The organism is Austwickia chelonae (genome assembly GCF_003391095.1).
In the GTDB taxonomy this organism is placed as follows: domain Bacteria; phylum Actinomycetota; class Actinomycetes; order Actinomycetales; family Dermatophilaceae; genus Austwickia; species Austwickia chelonae_A.
In genome coordinates this window covers 1,507,783-1,523,878 of record NZ_CP031447.1, presented here as the reverse complement: position 1 = coordinate 1,523,878, position 16,096 = coordinate 1,507,783, and the positions used below count along the sequence as shown (strand labels likewise).

The 16,096-nt window shown below is 65.6% G+C and carries 16 protein-coding genes; 4 read left to right on the top strand and 12 right to left on the bottom strand.

Features of this window, described 5'->3' with window-relative positions:
- Window positions 1-116: 116 nt before the first annotated feature.
- The 4 genes from DX923_RS06680 to glgA form a co-directional block, all read right to left on the bottom strand.
- Window positions 117-1,193, bottom strand: coding sequence for an SPFH domain-containing protein (locus DX923_RS06680; protein WP_116113601.1), 1,077 nt, complete (start codon window positions 1,191-1,193; stop codon window positions 117-119).
- A gap of 9 nt (window positions 1,194-1,202) precedes the next feature.
- Entirely contained in the window at window positions 1,203-1,685 is a 483-nt protein-coding gene (locus DX923_RS06675) for an NfeD family protein (RefSeq protein WP_116113599.1), read from the bottom strand.
- A 121-nt stretch (window positions 1,686-1,806) separates the two neighbouring features.
- Window positions 1,807-2,661, bottom strand: a complete 855-nt coding sequence (locus DX923_RS06670; RefSeq protein WP_116113598.1) for an ABC transporter ATP-binding protein — start codon at window positions 2,659-2,661, stop codon at window positions 1,807-1,809.
- Window positions 2,662-2,792: 131 nt separating this feature from the next.
- The gene (glgA, locus tag DX923_RS06665) at window positions 2,793-3,995 is read right to left on the bottom strand and encodes a glycogen synthase (RefSeq protein ID WP_116113596.1); all 1,203 of its coding nucleotides are present in this window, start codon (window positions 3,993-3,995) and stop codon (window positions 2,793-2,795) included.
- A 146-nt stretch (window positions 3,996-4,141) separates the two neighbouring features.
- Here glgA and glgC point away from each other — a divergent pair, with 146 nt between their 5' ends.
- Window positions 4,142-5,401: a glucose-1-phosphate adenylyltransferase gene (gene glgC, locus DX923_RS06660; protein ID WP_116113594.1), complete on the top strand. Its 1,260-nt coding sequence runs from the start codon at window positions 4,142-4,144 to the stop codon at window positions 5,399-5,401.
- 19 nt (window positions 5,402-5,420) lie between these two features.
- The gene (gene serB / locus DX923_RS06655) at window positions 5,421-6,359 is read left to right on the top strand and encodes a phosphoserine phosphatase SerB (protein WP_116113593.1); all 939 of its coding nucleotides are present in this window, start codon (window positions 5,421-5,423) and stop codon (window positions 6,357-6,359) included.
- A gap of 26 nt (window positions 6,360-6,385) precedes the next feature.
- Here the strand turns inward: serB and DX923_RS06650 are convergent, their stop codons facing one another.
- The 3 genes from DX923_RS06650 to DX923_RS06640 form a co-directional block, all read right to left on the bottom strand.
- Window positions 6,386-7,075, bottom strand: a complete 690-nt coding sequence (locus DX923_RS06650; protein WP_116113591.1) for an N-acetyltransferase — start codon at window positions 7,073-7,075, stop codon at window positions 6,386-6,388.
- A 190-nt stretch (window positions 7,076-7,265) separates the two neighbouring features.
- Window positions 7,266-8,024, bottom strand: a complete 759-nt coding sequence (gene fabI, locus DX923_RS06645) for an enoyl-ACP reductase FabI (RefSeq protein WP_116113590.1) — start codon at window positions 8,022-8,024, stop codon at window positions 7,266-7,268.
- Between the two features lie 33 nt (window positions 8,025-8,057).
- A complete protein-coding gene (locus DX923_RS06640) occupies window positions 8,058-8,786 on the bottom strand; it encodes an SDR family oxidoreductase (RefSeq protein WP_116113588.1) in 729 nt (242 codons plus the stop codon).
- A gap of 228 nt (window positions 8,787-9,014) precedes the next feature.
- On the opposite strand from DX923_RS06640, the gene DX923_RS06635 reads away from it, so the two are divergent.
- The gene (locus tag DX923_RS06635; RefSeq protein ID WP_162872823.1) at window positions 9,015-9,344 is read left to right on the top strand and encodes a DUF3099 domain-containing protein; all 330 of its coding nucleotides are present in this window, start codon (window positions 9,015-9,017) and stop codon (window positions 9,342-9,344) included.
- 46 nt (window positions 9,345-9,390) lie between these two features.
- On the opposite strand, the gene moaA is transcribed toward DX923_RS06635, so the two are convergent.
- Window positions 9,391-10,458, bottom strand: a complete 1,068-nt coding sequence (gene moaA / locus DX923_RS06630; RefSeq protein WP_116113585.1) for a GTP 3',8-cyclase MoaA — start codon at window positions 10,456-10,458, stop codon at window positions 9,391-9,393.
- 35 nt (window positions 10,459-10,493) lie between these two features.
- On the opposite strand from moaA, the gene DX923_RS06625 reads away from it, so the two are divergent.
- Window positions 10,494-11,297 carry an SURF1 family cytochrome oxidase biogenesis protein gene (locus DX923_RS06625; protein ID WP_240322819.1) on the top strand — a complete coding sequence of 268 codons (804 nt, stop codon included), beginning with the start codon at window positions 10,494-10,496 and terminating at the stop codon, window positions 11,295-11,297.
- Window positions 11,298-11,363: 66 nt separating this feature from the next.
- On the opposite strand, the gene DX923_RS06620 is transcribed toward DX923_RS06625, so the two are convergent.
- The 4 genes from DX923_RS06620 to DX923_RS06605 all read right to left on the bottom strand — a co-directional run bounded on the left by DX923_RS06620 (window position 11,364) and on the right by DX923_RS06605 (window position 16,068).
- Window positions 11,364-13,052, bottom strand: a complete 1,689-nt coding sequence (locus DX923_RS06620; RefSeq protein WP_116113582.1) for a phospho-sugar mutase — start codon at window positions 13,050-13,052, stop codon at window positions 11,364-11,366.
- A 16-nt stretch (window positions 13,053-13,068) separates the two neighbouring features.
- Window positions 13,069-13,698, bottom strand: a complete 630-nt coding sequence (deoC, locus tag DX923_RS06615; protein WP_430732300.1) for a deoxyribose-phosphate aldolase — start codon at window positions 13,696-13,698, stop codon at window positions 13,069-13,071.
- A 70-nt stretch (window positions 13,699-13,768) separates the two neighbouring features.
- Window positions 13,769-15,064: a thymidine phosphorylase gene (locus DX923_RS06610; protein WP_116113578.1), complete on the bottom strand. Its 1,296-nt coding sequence runs from the start codon at window positions 15,062-15,064 to the stop codon at window positions 13,769-13,771.
- A gap of 266 nt (window positions 15,065-15,330) precedes the next feature.
- Window positions 15,331-16,068, bottom strand: a complete 738-nt coding sequence (locus DX923_RS06605; RefSeq protein WP_116113577.1) for an exonuclease domain-containing protein — start codon at window positions 16,066-16,068, stop codon at window positions 15,331-15,333.
- Window positions 16,069-16,096: the final 28 nt, after the last annotated feature.

Genomic DNA, 16,096 nt, shown 5'->3' with positions numbered 1-16,096 from the left:
GACCGGGACGACAGCCCGGAAGCGGCGGGAACGGCGATGGCACCAAAGGCGCCCGCAACACCCTAACGGGGTTGCGGGCGCCTCAGACACTCCTGTCAGGAGAGCACCGACGATGATCAGACCTGCGGTGCAGCCGACGGCTCACCATTGCTGGGACGAGCAGCCGGACGAGTCACCTCATGGGCCTCGGAGACAGAACGCTCTGCCTCTTTCTTCGCCTCGTCGAGAGCTTCCTGCGGATCCTGCAAGGACGCCTCCGGGAAGGCCATGGCATCGGCCAGGTCCGAGGGCGTCCACGGGGTGGCCTCATCGGCCGGAGCGCCGCGTTCTCCACCCAGTGCGGAACTGATCCCGCGCAGGGCGTCGGTCAATTCGCTGGGGACGATCCACATCTTGTTGGCGTCTCCCTGCGCAAGCTGAGGAAGCACCTGCAAGTACTGGTAGGCGAGCAGCTTCTGGTCGGGCTTCCCACGGTGGATCGCGTCGAACACCTGAGTGATCGCGCGAGCCTGGCCCTGGGCCTCCAGGATCTTGGCCTGAGCGGCACCCTCCGCCTTCAGGATCGCGGACTGCTTCTCGCCCTCGGCGGTCAGGATCGCGGACTGCTTGACGCCCTCGGCGGTGAGGATCGTGGCGCGACGATCACGCTCGGCCCGCATCTGCTTCTCCATGGAGTCCTGGACGCTGTGCGGCGGGTCGATGGCCTTCAGCTCGACTCGGGACACCCGGATGCCCCAACGTCCGGTCGCCTCGTCCAGTACGCCACGCAGCTGACCGTTGATCTGGTCACGACTGGTGAGGGTCTGCTCGAGGTCCATCGAGCCGATGACATTCCGCAAGGTCGTCACCGTCAGCTGTTCAATGCCCTGGATGAAGTTGGCGATCTCGTAGACCGCCGACTTGGCGTCGGTCACCCCGTAGTAGATGACGGTGTCGATGTTGACCACCAAGTTGTCCGACGTGATCACCGGCTGCGGCGGGAAGCTGACGACCTGTTCACGCAGGTCGATATTGGCCCGGACACGGTCGACAAAAGGCACCAGAAGGTGGATACCTGCATTGAGGGTGCCGTGGTAGCTTCCCAGACGCTCGATGATCAGTGCCGTCTGCTGAGGAACGATCCGGACCGCACGGCCGATCAGGATCACGATGAACAGGACGAGAACAGCGAGTAGGACCAAAGTTATTGGCATAGGTGAGCCTCATTCATGGGTGATAAGAGGGGATGCAGGGGGTGAATCGTCCGGGGTGACCACCGCGACCGCGCCGTCGATGGCAATGACATTGACCAGGGCGCCGGCTGGAACAGCCAAGACGTTTTTCTCCAGCCGAGCCGACCACTCCTCACCGCCCAGCAAGATCCGCCCGCCGGTCACCGTGACCTCCTGAGTGACCTCGGCCCGACGGCCGACATAGGCTGCCGCACCGAGAACGATCGGTGTGCTGCCGGAGAACAACCGTTTCTTCACCTCAGGCCGCACCAGAACCAACAAAGCGCAGGCCACAGCCACTGAGGACAACACCTGGACCGGGAAGGAGGCGCCTGCCAGGGCTGCTACTGCACCCGCTCCTGCGCCACCGGCCAACATGATGAACACGAAGTCGACAGTGGCAGCCTCGATGGCGCCCAACACCAGTGCCAGTGCCAGCCAGGCAGCCCAGGCGTTCTGATCCAACCAGTCCATACCCTGCCCGTTCCTTCCTCGGGGCCGACGACCGGTGCGATCAGGTGATCCCCGGCTTCGGACGACTCACCCAGTGAGACGCAGCCCCGAGGAAGACGGTTCCCTCCCAGAGGGGATATTTTCAGAAGATCACTGCCGGTGGCAGCCCTTCTTCCTCAATGCTGTTCCAGGCCCCGGTCTCCCCCGGCTCGGGAAGACGGGCACGAGCCGCCCACCGTTCGTCGTGTCTCTCCAAGGTCAGCGGAATCCGGAAGGTCTTCTCCAAGTTCTCCTGGGTCAAGGTGCTCTCCACCGGCCCTGCGGCGACGACCTTCCCGCCTCTGAGCAGCAGGACATCGGTCATTCCCGCCGGGATCTCCTCCACATGGTGGGTGACCAGAACCAACGTGGGTGACTCGGTGTCCACTGCGATCTCGCCGAGACGCTGCACGAGGTCCTCCCGGCCGGCCAGGTCGAGCCCCGCCGCAGGCTCGTCCAGCAGCATCAGCTCCGGATCTGCCATCAACGCCCGTGCGATCAGGACACGTTTCCGCTCCCCTTCGGAGAGAGTGCCGTACGTCCGCTCACCCAGATGCTCTGCCCCCAAGGCTTGCAGCAGTCGACGGGCCCGGGAGACATCCATCCGTTCGTACTCTTCACGCCACCGTCCGACCACCCCGTAGGAGGCGGTCAGCACGACGTCACGGACGAGCTCGCCACCGGGGATCCGCTCGGCCAGGGAGCTGCTGGCCAATCCGATTCGTGGCCGCAGCTCGAAGACATCGACCTGCCCGAGGGTCTCGGAGAGCACCGCAGCCCGCCCCCGTGTCGGATGCATCCGCGCGGCAGCCAGCTGTAACAGAGTGGTCTTGCCTGCCCCGTTGGGGCCTAACACGACCCAACGCTCGCCTTCCTCGATCTCCCAGTCGATGCCGTCGAGCAGCGTGGAACCTCCGCGCACCACACCCACCCCGGCGAAATCCAAGACGTCACTCATGCCCAAGACCCTAGGGCACAGCCGAGGCACACGGTGGGATGGGCCCGGCGTCCGATGCCCAGGAGCCCAGAAATCAACAAGCCCGGATCAGGATGAAAGACACCACCCGCCGAGGACACCCCCGACGTAGTTCATCGCGACAGGATCTGCTCGTACACCGCCGAGGTCTTCTCCCCGATCGTCTCCCAGGAGAAATGCTCGACCGCCCGAACCCGACCGGCCTGTCCCAGGGCCCTTGCCCGCTCAGGATCGGAGACCGCCGCGATCAGAGCCGCCGCGAGATCGTCGACCCACCGTTTCTCATTCAGAGGGGTGCCCGTGCCATCACTGACCTGTTCGATATCGACCAGCCAACCGGTCTCCCCCGGCACCACCACTTCCGGGATACCGCCCGTCCGGGTGGCCACCACCGCAGCTCCACAGGCCATCGCCTCCAGATTCACGATGCCCAGAGGTTCGTAGACCGACGGGCACACGAAGACCGTGGCATGGGACAGCAAGGCGATCACCTTCGCACGCGGAAGCATCTGGGCGATCCAGACCACTCCGGTGCGCGTCGTCCTGAGCTCCTCGATCAGTCTCTCGACCTCAGCCTTGATCTCGGGGGTGTCCGGTGCGCCCGCACACAACACGACCTGGACCTCCGGCGAGAGCTGCGCCACCGCCCGCAGGAGATAAGGAAGGCCCTTCTGCCGGGTGATCCGACCCACGAAGAGCACCGCCGGACGGTCCGGATCCACCCCGAGTTCCGTACAGGCACGGCGTGCGGCCTCACTGCGGTCCGCCTGCCAGAGCTGCGAATCGATGCCGTTATGAACGACCTTGACCTTGTCAGGGTCGATCGAGGGGTAGCAGGACAGGACATCGGCCCGCATCCCGTGGCTGACCGCGATGACCCCCGCCGCAGCCTCGTACGCCGTACGTTCCACCCAACTGCTCACCCGATAGCCACCGCCGAGCTGCTCGGCCTTCCACGGCCGCAACGGTTCCAGGCTGTGCGCGGATATCACGTGGGGCACACCGTGCAACAGACCTGCCAGGTGACCGGCCATGTTCGCATACCAGGTGTGCGAATGCACCAGATCAGTTCCTGCGCACCCGTCCGCGATCGTCAGATCCACACCAAGAGTCCGCAGCGCTGCATTCGCCGACGCCAACTCCTCCAGATCAGGATGGCCGTAAGTCCCCTCCTCCACAGCGGGGACACCGAAAGCCCGTACCCGGACGTCGAGAGCTTCCCGCGCGCGCAGAGCTTTGACCAGCTCGGCGACGTGGACGCCTGCGCCGCCGTACACATTGGGGGGATATTCCTTGCTCAGGATGTCGACTCGCACGAAGTGAATCTATCCGGTGCAAGCAGTTCGTGACGGCCTTCCCCGAGCGTCCGTCCGCTCTGCCCGAGAGAGGACGAGAGTCCCAATTCTCGATATCGACACCCCCACGGGTGTTGCTGAGCACGACACCCGGGTACCTTGCGCTTATGCCGCGTTTTCCTCGCTCCTCCAAGGTCCTTGCGATTGTCCTCGCGGGGGGTGAAGGCAAAAGACTCATGCCCTTGACGGCTGACCGCGCCAAACCGGCGGTGCCCTTCGGTGGAACCTACCGCCTGGTCGACTTCGCCTTGAGCAATGTCGTCAACTCCGGGTACCTGAAAGTCATCGTCCTGACGCAGTACAAATCACACAGCCTCGACCGCCACATCTCCCGGACCTGGCGTATGTCGACCCTGCTGGGCAACTACGTCGCCCCCGTCCCTGCCCAGCAACGACGTGGCAAACAGTGGTACCAGGGCAGCGCGGACGCCATCTATCAGAGCCTCAACGCGATGGAGGACGAACGCCCCGACTACGTGGTCGTCGTCGGCGCCGATCACGTGTACCGGATGGACTTCTCCCAGATGGTTCAGCAGCATGTCGAGACCGGCGCCGGCATCACCGTCGCCGCCATCCGCCAGCCGATCGAACTCGCCGACCAGTTCGGAGTGATCGAGGTGGACGGGAACGACGTCCGCAAGATCGACCGTTGGCGGGAGAAACCCACCGACGCCGTCGGATTGCCGGACTCCCCCGACGAAGTTCTCGCCTCCATGGGGAACTACGTCTTCGACGCAGACATCCTGCGTGAAGTCGTCACCGCCGATGCCGCCGACGAAAACAGCGAACACGACATGGGCGGCGACATCGTGCCCTGGTTCGTGAACCGCGGCGAAGGATACGTCTACGACTTCAGCAACAACGAGATTCCCGGTGCCACCGAACGTGACCGCGCCTACTGGCGTGACGTCGGCACCATCGACGCCTACTACGAGGCGCACATGGATCTCGTGGCCATTCACCCGGTCTTCAACCTGTACAACGAGGACTGGCCGATCTACATCAGCTCCGAAGGAGCCCAACCGCCGGCCAAGTTCGTGCACAACGAGACCGGGCGCCTCGGTACGGCCGTGAACTCGATGGTCTCTGCCGGCACCGTCGTCTCCGGCGCCCAGGTCGAAGGTTCCGTGGTTTCCCCACGCTGTTTCATCCACAGCTACGCCCAGGTCACCGACTCGGTCCTCCTGGGGAATGTCCGGGTCGGACGCAAAGCTGTCGTCCACCACGCCATCCTCGACAAACATGTCGTCGTCGGGGATGGTGTGGAGATCGGTGTCGACCACGACGCAGACCGGGCACGTGGCCTCTACGTCAGTGACAGCGGCATCGTGGTGGTCCCGAAGGGTATGCATCTGACCGCGGACTGAGACTGAACGGACGGACGACATGGGCTATACCGGTACGGCGGTGCTCCGAATCGCCGGATGCGCCGAGGCCCCCGACGTCCTGCAGGAGACCCGCCGGGTAACCGCCCATGCCGGAGCGCATCTGGTATCCGAACGCCCTCTGGCCCGGAAAGATCTGGTCGTCGACGAAATGGTCTTCGACCGGATCTCGCCGGAGGACCTTCGGCGAGCCGTCCGACCAATGCTCCTCGACGCCGCAGCCGACTTCTGCTTCTGCGCTCCACGCCACCCGGATGCCCGCATGCTGGTGCTCTTCGACGTGGATTCCACGCTGATCCGCCAGGAAGTCATCGAGCTGATCGCCGAACATGCCGGGAGCCGTGACGAGGTCACCGCGGTCACCGAAGCCGCCATGCGCGGTGAACTCGACTTTGCGGAGAGCCTTCACCGGCGAGTCGCCACCCTACGTGGAATCGAGGCCAGGGCCCTGACCGAGGTGCTCCGTCAGATCACGCCGACCTCCGGAGCACGCACCGCGATCGAGGTCCTTCGCGCACGCGGCCACCGGATCGGGATAGTCAGCGGCGGTTTCATCGAGGTCGTCGGGCCGCTGGCTCGGTCGCTGGGCGTCGATCACGCCCGGGCGAATGCCTTGGAGGTCGTCAACGGCCGGCTGACCGGTCGGGTGAGCGGAGCCGTCGTGGACCGGGCCGCGAAGGCGTCCGCACTGCGGGAATGGGCGCTCCAGGAGCACGTCGAGATGTCCGGCACCGTGGCGGTCGGTGACGGGGCCAACGACCTGGACATGGTGGCCGCTGCCGAGGTCGGTATCGCGTTCTGCGCCAAGCCTGCGCTACGGGCCATCGCCGATGCGACGATCTCCGTGCCCCGGTTGGACATGGTGCTGCCCTTCCTGGGCTTCACCGAGGAAGAGATCGCGACATCGATGTTCGGGGCAGGCACCCTGCCCGGCCTGTGACCTCGGAAGCTTCTCCGGGGTGAGCCTCACAGTTTGTGTTCGGGGCGGGTGCTGAACAGTTGCACGCCTCCGATCGGAATCATCCCGCCTTCGACCGCGGCAGAGATGCGGGGTGCATCGTAGGTCGGGATGCATCGGAGGACGACCTCGTTCTCCGGTACGCAGCCCAAGGCGGCTTGGACGAGTTGGGCGCCGCTGGGCGCGTACGGGTGTGGTCGGTGGACCACGAACTCACGGATACCGGCGACTCCTCGCCCCAGGACCACGACGTCGGGATCCGCCGGATCCCCTGAGCTGAGAACCTGCACATCTTGCAGGGTACGCCTGGCCAGTTCTACCGCCGGATGCTTCGACAGGTCGCTCCGCGCGGTCAGCGCGCCTCCTTGTCCTGATCCGGTGCCCAAGGCGCAGAACAGGACCTGGGGGACGCCCACCCATCCGGTCGGTCCGGCCAGTGCGGTCACCGTACGGGCGGTGAATGCCTGGCCGTGCCCGTCGACACCCAGGTCGACGAGTGCTTCGTCGGAGATGTCGTAGGAGACCGCCATGATGGTGTGTTCCGGGAAGACGACCATCGCCTGGATGGTCGGGATCCATGGGGAGACCCTGGTCCATTTACCGTCAGGTTCAGGCTTCTGACCTGCAGCTACGGATCTGAGTAAGCGTGCCAACGGATGGCGTGCCGTGGTCCAGGCCTCGGCAGGGGTGACGGACATAGGGCTCCTCGCGGATGCGCCGGTCAGTTCGATGGTGGAGTGTGGATACGGTCTCCCTGTCTCCAGGTTCGACTCATATCGACTCCCTCATCGGCGACACGCCGTGCCCTTATAGCTAATTCAGCTAAAGAGCGCGGCGTACCCCAAGTTGGCGAGCTGCCGACGCCTGTTGTGCGCCCGGAGAGGACCGTCAGTCCCCGGTGGCGTGGTACCCGCCATCGACGTGCACGATCTCCCCGGTGGTCGCGGGGAACCAGTCGGAGAGCAGAGCCACACAGCTCTTCGCCGTCGGGGTGGGGTCGGTCATATCCCACCCGAGAGGTGCATGCTCCCCCCACTCGGCGAATCTCGCAAAGGCCGGGATCGACTTCGCCGCTGTCGTCCGGATCGGCCCCGCAGCCACCAGGTTGCAGCGAATTCCCTGAGAGCCGTACGAAGCGGCGCAGTAACGGTTCGTCGCCTCGAAGGCCGCCTTCGCCACACCCATCCAGTCGTATCCCGGCCAGGCCACGCTCGCGTCCAAGGTCAGCCCGACCACGGAACCACCGGAGGACATCGCCGGGGCGCAGGCGGCGACCAAGGATTTCAGTGAGAACGCCGAGATCTGAAGTGCTGGAGCGACGTCCTCCCAGGAAGCCGCGGTGAAATCGAAAGCTGCCTGTGGGGCGAATCCGATGGAATGAAGTACGCCGTCCAGGCCATCGACATGTTCACCGACCCGCTCGACCAGCGCATCGAAATGGGATTGTTCCGAGACATCCAGCTCGACGACCGGCGCAGGCCGGGGGAGACGTCGAGCGATGGCAGTGGTGATCTTCATCGCCCGACCGAAGGAGGTCAGCACGACCTGGGCCCCTTCTTCCTGAGCCAGTCGTGCAACGTGAAAAGCGATCGACGACTCGGTGAGCACGCCGGTGACGAGGATGTTCTTGCCCTCGAGCAGAGCCATGGTTCTTCCTTCCTGCGCTGATGACGAACCGGATCAGTGACCCATGCCCAGACCGCCGTCGACCGGGAGAACCGCTCCCGAGACATAGGCGGCCGCGTCCGAAGCCAGGAAGACACAAGCCGCAGCGACATCGTCCACCGTGCCCATCCGACCGGCAGGCACCGACGCCGTGTAGGTGGCGCGTAGATCTTGTGGCAGTGCCGCAGTCATATCGGTGTCGATGAACCCCGGCGAGACGACATTCGCGGTGATCCCCCGCCCACCCAATTCACGCGTGATCGACCGGGCCGCCCCGACCAGGCCGGCCTTCGACGCCGCGTAGTTCACCTGCCCTGGAGAACCGTTAAGCCCGACCACGCTGGAGACGAAGATCATCCGGCCCCGTTTCAGGCGGATCATTCCCCTGCTCGCACGGCGTGCGCACCGAATCGCGCCGACGAGATTGGTCTGGATCACGTCCTCGACCTCCTCGTCGCTCAACCGCAGCAACAGCTGGTCCCGGGTGATCCCGGCATTGGCCACCAAGATCTCCACCGGGCTGCCCAGAATCTCTTCAGCAGCGGAGAACCCGTCGTTCACCGATGCGGTGTCCGCAACATCCATCCGGACGACATCGAAACCTTCAGGACCTTCTCCCGAACGCGATCCCACGACGACGTGCACCCCGTCAGCTGCCAAGGCCCGCGCCGCACCGAGGCCGATGCCTCGATTTCCCCCGGTGACCAGCGCGGTCCGCACCTTGGTGGGTGAACTGTTCATCATTCTCCGTTCGTCGGGACCGTCGTCGCTCGGAACGCGGATGCGTCCATCGCCCGATCGGTCCAAGCAGGTTCAGGCATCGGCGGATCCTCCCCTGCCGTCCTGATGACCGGGGCTTTTCCGGTCGCCAGGTGAACCTAGCGAACTACCCGGTGGTAGCCCAGCCGACGCACCCCTGTCTCGCCCTACGCTGGTGGGGTGATCCCTCGCTCTCGGCCCGATGCAGCTCCCGTGCACTCCATCTCAACGGTGCCCACCTCCGCCGCGGACGATCAGCGTGCCCGGATGCAGACCTATGTGACCTGCATGGTGATCCGGACGATCTCCTTCGTCCTCGCTGTCGTGGTCTACGCCGCGACGGGCTCGGTGGTCGCCGGGATCCTCTTGTCGATCGCCGCCGTGATCCTGCCCTATCCAGCGGTCGTCTTGGCCAACAATGCCACCACCCGGCAAGCTCACACCGTCCAGGCGGTATCACCGACCCGGCAGCTCAGCAGCGCGTCGGCACCTGGTGAGGACGACACAGAAGCAGGCCGGAAGCCGGAGCACGGCACCGTCTGACCGGCGAACGAGAGAGCTCACCAGGCCGACCGAGCACCTTCTGCCCTCAGCCGCCGATCGCCGACATAGGGCGTGCCGGCTGGGTGAAATCAGGTGCGCCGATCCCATGCCCCCGAGCCTTTCGCCACATCTCGCCGCGAATCAGCCGACGTAGTTCGTGGTCGTCAGCACCGTCTCGCATCGGCCCGCGCAGGTCGACCTCTCCTCGAGCGAACAGGCAGTTGCGTACCATGCCGTCGGCAGTCAGCCTGACGCGGTCGCAGGCTCCACAGAACGGCGCGGTCACCGAGGCGATGATCCCCACCGTGGCCGGCCCGCCATCGACCAGGAAGAGCTCGGCGGGAGCCGACCCCCGGGTCTCGTCGGGCAGAGCAGTCAGCTCGTGGCGCTCCCCCAGCGCCGCACGTAGTTCCTCCGCCGAGATCATCTCGCCACGCTGCCAGCTGTGCTGGGCGTCCAGGGGCATCTGCTCGATGAACCGTAGCTCGTAGCCTCGGTCGAGACACCAGTCGAGCAGGTCTGCCACCCCGGCGTCGTTGACTCCTCGCATGGCCACCGCGTTGACCTTCACCGGTGTCAGCCCGGCTTCCTGCGCCGCTTCGAGCCCGCTCATGACCGCGGCCAACCGATCGCGTCGAGTCAGTTTGCGGAAAACTTCCGGGTCGACGGTGTCCAAGCTGACATTCACCCGGTCGAGACCTGCAGCCGCCAGCCCCTCGGCCACCGTCGAGAGCCCCACTCCGTTCGTCGTCATCGCCAGCACAGGCCGAGGTTCCAACTCCGCCAAACGGGAGATCAGATCGACCACCCCTCTGCGCAACAACGGTTCACCGCCGGTCAACCGAACCTTGGTGACGCCTGACTCCACGAAGATCCGCGCCAGCCGAACGACTTCGTCATCAGTCAGCATCTGCGGGCGAGCCATCCAGGGCAGCCCTTCTGCGGGCATGCAATAGGTGCACCGCAGGTTGCAGTGGTCCGTCAGCGACACTCGCAGGTCGGTGGCAATACGCCCGAACGAATCCTCAAGTCGGGCAGCGTTTTCGGTTGGCCGGGAACGATCACCCGGCGTGAGCGGGGTATTTTTCGGGGCTCCGGCTGGGGCTCCAGGCATAAATCAAGGGTAAGCCGGGTAGCGTCGAGCCCGTGATGCGGACGGTGTTGACCCGGCGGTGGCTGACAGCCATCGCAGTGGCCACTGCATTCTTCGTGCTGTGCCTCTTCCTGGGACGTTGGCAATGGGGACGACATGTCCAACGGTCCTCGATCGCCGACGCCGTGGAACGCAATTACGCAACCACGGCTGTCCCGCTGGACGAGGTTCTCCCCCAGGGCGCCGAGCTGCCGGACGAACGACTGTGGACGAAAGTGCAGATGCGTGGCACCTACGATCACAACGGACAGCTGTTCGTCCGTAACCGTCCACAGAAAGTGACCTATGGGTACGAGATCCTCGTGCCTTTGTCCTTGCCGGACGGCACCGCTCTGATCGTCGACCGAGGCTGGGTGAAGAACGCCGAACGAGCCGATGTGCTCCCCCAGGTACCTCCCCCGCCCGCCGGTGAGGTCACCGTGACCGGATGGCTGCGACACGGAGAAGAAAGCCTGGGACGAGACCTTCCCGCAGGGCAATTGGCCTCGGTCAACCTTCAAGAAGCTGCCGAACGTACCCGGCACCCGATCCGCAAAGCCGCCTATCTGGTGCTGGATTCCGAAGACGACGGCAGCGGTCACCAGCCGGCCCGTCCCAGTCCACTCCTCCCACCGGACACCGGCATCGGGCCCCACTTCGCCTACTCACTGCAATGGTGGGGTGGCTCGATCGTCGGTTTCGTGATCGTGGGTGTCTACATCCGCAGAGAGCATCTCGACCGTCTCGTCGCCGAAGGCAAATACACCCGGCCAGTTCCGGTGCCACGTAAGAAGAGGATCTGGGACGAAGAGGACGAGTGAACCCACGGAGGTGGCCGCTGACCAGGTTCCCGGTCAGCGGCCACCTCTGGGAGCGCAGCGGTCAGCTCACAAACCGATGGCTGAACGCAGATCGTCCTTGACCGACTCCAGGCGACGCGAGGCCGCCTCGTACGGAACCGGTTCGCCGTCCACGCAGGGCAGCACGACCTCCAGGTAACACTTCAGCTTCGGCTCCGTCCCGGAAGGACGCACGATCACCCGGTCGTTCGCCTCCGTCAGGAAGAGCAGACCGTCGGTCGGCGGAAGGCCGTCATAGCCTTCTGCCAGGTCTGCCACTCGCACGACCGGAGAACCGGCCAGTTCGGCCGGCGGGCTCTGCCGGAATCGACGCATCGCATCGGCGATCAGCGACAGGTCTGCGACTCGGAAGGAAAGTGGTGCCGTCGCATGCAGACCGTGCGCCCGTGCGAGCTCGTCCAACGCCGACCCCAGATCCCGGCCGTCCTCTTTCAGGTCAGCCACCAGGCAGGCCATCCGGACCGCAGCGGTGATGCCGTCCTTGTCCCGGACACCGGCCGGGTCAGTGCAGTACCCGATGGCCTCCTCGTAGCCGAAACGCAGATCAGCGGTGCGGGCGATCCACTTGAAACCGGTCAGTGTGACAGCGTGGGTGAGCCCGTGCGCCCGAGCGATCTCCCCGAGCAGACGCCCCGAGACGACCGAGCAGGCCAAGGTTCCTCCCTGCCTGCTGTCATCAGCAGCCGCCTGCTCGCCGAGGAGTGCACCGATCTCGTCTCCGGTGAGTTGACGCCACCCTCCCGGGCCTCGGGTACCGACCGAGCATCGGTCGGCGTCGGGGTCCAGAGCGATGACCACATCGGCGTCGACCTTGTCGGCCAGCGCCAACGCCAGGTCGATCGCGCCAGGCTCCTCCGGGTTCGGGAAGGAGACGGTCGGGAAATCGGGGTCGGGGTCCATCTGCTCGGCCACGACGTGGACGTCTGAGAACCCAGCACGCTTCAGCGCCTCGACCGCAGTCGTTCCCCCGACGCCGTGCATCGGGGTCAGCACGATCCGCAGATCGCGCGCTCCTCGTCCCCCGGACAAAGATGCTGCCCGGGTGAGATAGGACTCCAGCAGCTCAGGGCCCACGTGCTCGATGCCCTCAGCGCTGCGTGCGATCTCGTCGGCCAGCGGTGCTGCCTCGATCTGCGCGGCGATCCCGGCGTCGGCCGGCGGCACGATCTGCACTCCGCAGCCTTCGTCGGTAGCCGCCCGGCCGCCGAGATAGACCTTGTAACCGTTGTCGGCCGGCGGATTATGCGAAGCCGTCACCATGACACCGGCGTCAGCATTCAAGGAACGCACGGCGAAGGCGGTGACCGGAGTCGGCAGCTGAGCAGGAAGCACCAGGGCGAGGCCTCCGGTTGCGGCGATCACCTCGGCGACATCGCGAGAGAAATCTGCCGAGCCGTGCCGTGCATCGCACCCGACCACGATCCGGGGAGACTCCCCGAGGGTCTCCTGGAGGTACTTCACCAGACCGTACGTGGCTCGGATCACCACGGAACGGTTCATCCGGGTCTCCCCCGCCCCGACCTCGCCGCGCAACCCGGCGGTGCCGAAGGTCAGCGGGCCGGAGAACCGGGAGGTGAGTTCAGCCGCCGCGGAGGCGTCACCGTCCTGCGCGGCGGACAGCAGTGTGGTCAGCTCTGCTCGGCACCGCTCGTCGACATCGTGAGCGATCCATTCCTGGGCGGCACGGATCACACCGGCGAGATCGGAATCAGTCATCGGGAGTTCCTCTCCTTCAGGAGTCGAGTCCTTCGAGGATGGCACGGGATCCGGAGAGCCCCAGACGGGTGGCCCCGGCCTCGATCATGGCCAGTGCGGCTTCCGTCGTACGGATGCCACCGGAAGCCTTGACGCCGAGCCGACCGCCAACCGTCTTGGCCATCAGTTCCACGGCGTGGACGGATGCGCCGCCTGCCGGGTGGAAGCCGGTGGAGGTCTTCACGAAGTCGGCGCCAGCCCGTTCGGAGGCCTCGCAGCAGGCCACGATCTCCTCATCGGTCAGGGCAGCGGACTCGATGATGACCTTGAGGAGGACCGGTGCGGGGCAGGCCTCGCGGACCGCGCGGATCTCTGCTTCGGTCTCCTCGAAACGACCTTCCTTGACCAGCGAGAGGTTGACCACCATGTCGACCTCGTCGACACCGTCGGCCACGCTGCGGGCAGCTTCGGCGGCCTTGACCTCGGTCTTGTGTGCCCCTGAGGGGAATCCACAGACGGTGGCGACCTTCACCTCACCGGGGACCTCGACCGGAAGCATGTTCGGTGAGACGCAGATGGAGAAGGCGCCCAGGTCCCCGGCCTCCGCGGCAAGTGCGGCGACCTGATCGGGGGTGGCTTCGGGCTTGAGCAGGGTGTGGTCGATCATGTGTGCGACGTCGGTGCGGCTAGGCACGATGGACTCCTCGAGATGTCTGGGTGGGGTCGGCGGTTTCTGGTCAGCTGATGCGCTCGAGCACGATGTTCTCCCGGCGGAAGTCCTCCGGCGAGGCATCGGCGTCGATGGTGATCCCGTCGACGAGAAGTTCCTCGGCGCGGGGGAATCGCTCGGGGGTGTCGGTGTGCAGGGTGAGCAGTTTCTGCCCGGCGGTGACCCGGTCACCGGGCTCGACGTGGATCTCGATGCCGGCGCCGAATTGCACCGGGTCCTCCTTGCGTGCGCGTCCGGCGCCCAGACGCCAGGATGCGACGCCCAGGGCGAGGGCGTCCAGTTCGGTGAGCACTCCGGCTCGGTCTGCGACGAAGTCCTGGGTGTGTGCTGCACGTGGAAGGGCAGCCTCCGGGTCTCCGCCCTGGGCCCGGATCATCGTCTTCCAGGCGTCCATCGCGCGACCGTCGTTCAGGCGTTCCTCGACGTCATCGGCATCGATCCCTGCGAGGGAGAGCATCTCTCGAGCCAGGGCGCAGGTCAGGTCGATGATGTCTCGGGGTCCGCCGCCCGCGAGCACTTCGACGGATTCTTCGACCTCGAGAGAGTTGCCGATCTTGCGGCCCAACGGACGAGACATATCGGTCAGCAACGCGGTGGTGGCCACCCCCGCGTCGGTCCCGAGATCGACCATGGTGCGGGCCAGCTCACGGGCAGCGTCGAGCTCCTTCATGAAGGCGCCGGAGCCGACCTTCACATCGAGGACGAGCGCGCCGGTCCCTTCGGCGATCTTCTTGCTCATGATGGAGCTGGCGATCAACGGGATGCAGTCGACGGTGCTGGTGATGTCACGCAGCGCGTAGAGCTTCTTGTCGGCCGGGGCGAGGCCCGATCCGGCCGCGCAGATGACCGCGCCGCTGTCCTCGAGGATCTCCATCATCCGCTCGTTACTGAGTGCGGCCTGCCAGCCGGGGATGGCCTCGAGCTTGTCGAGGGTGCCCCCGGTGTGGCCAAGCCCGCGCCCGGACAGCTGGGGGACGGCGACGCCGTAGGAGGCGACCAGTGGCGCCAGGGGCAGGGTGATCTTGTCCCCGACGCCTCCGGTGGAGTGCTTGTCGGTGGTCTTCTTCGACAGCGAGTCGAAGCTCATGCGTTCGCCGGACGCGATCATGGCCTGGGTCCACCGGGCGATCTCGCTGCGGTCCATTCCATTGAGGAAGATCGCCATGGCGAGGGCGGACATCTGCTCATCGGCCACGACACCGCGGGTATAGGCGTCGATCACCCAGTCGATCTGTTCGTCGGTGAGCCGTCCGCGGTCGCGCTTGGCGCGGATGATGTCGATGGCGTCGAACCTTTCGGCCATGGTGGCCGCTCCTTTCGTTGTGCCGTCCGGGACACGGTCGGCGCACGGGTGTCGGTCCGGGTGGTCGGTCTCTACCCACCTGGGGAACAGATGTTCTATTGCAACTGAACCAATGTTCCCATTGTACGGTCCACATAGGAACATTCGACAACGGGGCCAGGCACGTCCGTTCTCACCTCCGGGGCCTTGCACGAGCACCCGGCCGATCTCCCGCTGTGGTAAAGGCAAACCCCGGCAAAAACGCCCACCACACGGCCTACCGCCGACTAAGCGACCGGCCACTCCCGAGAGACGTCGTCCACCTTTCCCTTGGAAACCAGCCACCGGCCGAAGTCCTCGGCCTGAGCACGCTTCCAGCCCACCTGGCGATCATGCAGCTCCTGGGCATTGGGCACCAACAGTTCTGGGCGGCTCCCCGCCAGGACCCGCGCCAGCATCCCCGCAGCCTGCGCATCGGCAGCTGCACCATGAGCATCCTCCGCCGACAGCTCGACCCCCCAGATCCGACAGGTGTCCACCAAGGTGCGCGACCCACAACGTGCCGGATCAGGACGCCGAGAAGTCGGATTCTTCGGCCGGTAAGGGTCGACCACCCGGTCGAGCACGATCGTGTCGATCACCGGCCGCACCCCCGCTACGGCCTCAGCCTGCTCGGCCAGCCCGTGGCGAGCGCACTCCGCACGCAGCATCGTCAGGTCGTACACGACGTTGTGTCCCACCACCGGCACCCCGGAACGTACCGCGGACAACAAGGCCTCCACGATCTGAGCCACACCGATCGAGGCCGCCACCCCCTCGCTCCTGGCCTGCTCGGTGGTCACCCCGTGGATCTTGCTGGCACCCTCAGGGATCTCCACCCCCGGGTCGACCAGCCAGTCCTGGATCTGTGGCAGACATCCTGGCTCATCCATGACCACAGCGGCTGTGACGATCCGATCACTCTGTGGATCGGTGCCGGTCGTCTCCAGGTCGAACAAGGCCAGCGGTCCTTCGCTCCAATGCATGCGCGCAAGGCTACGTGCAGCGACGGAC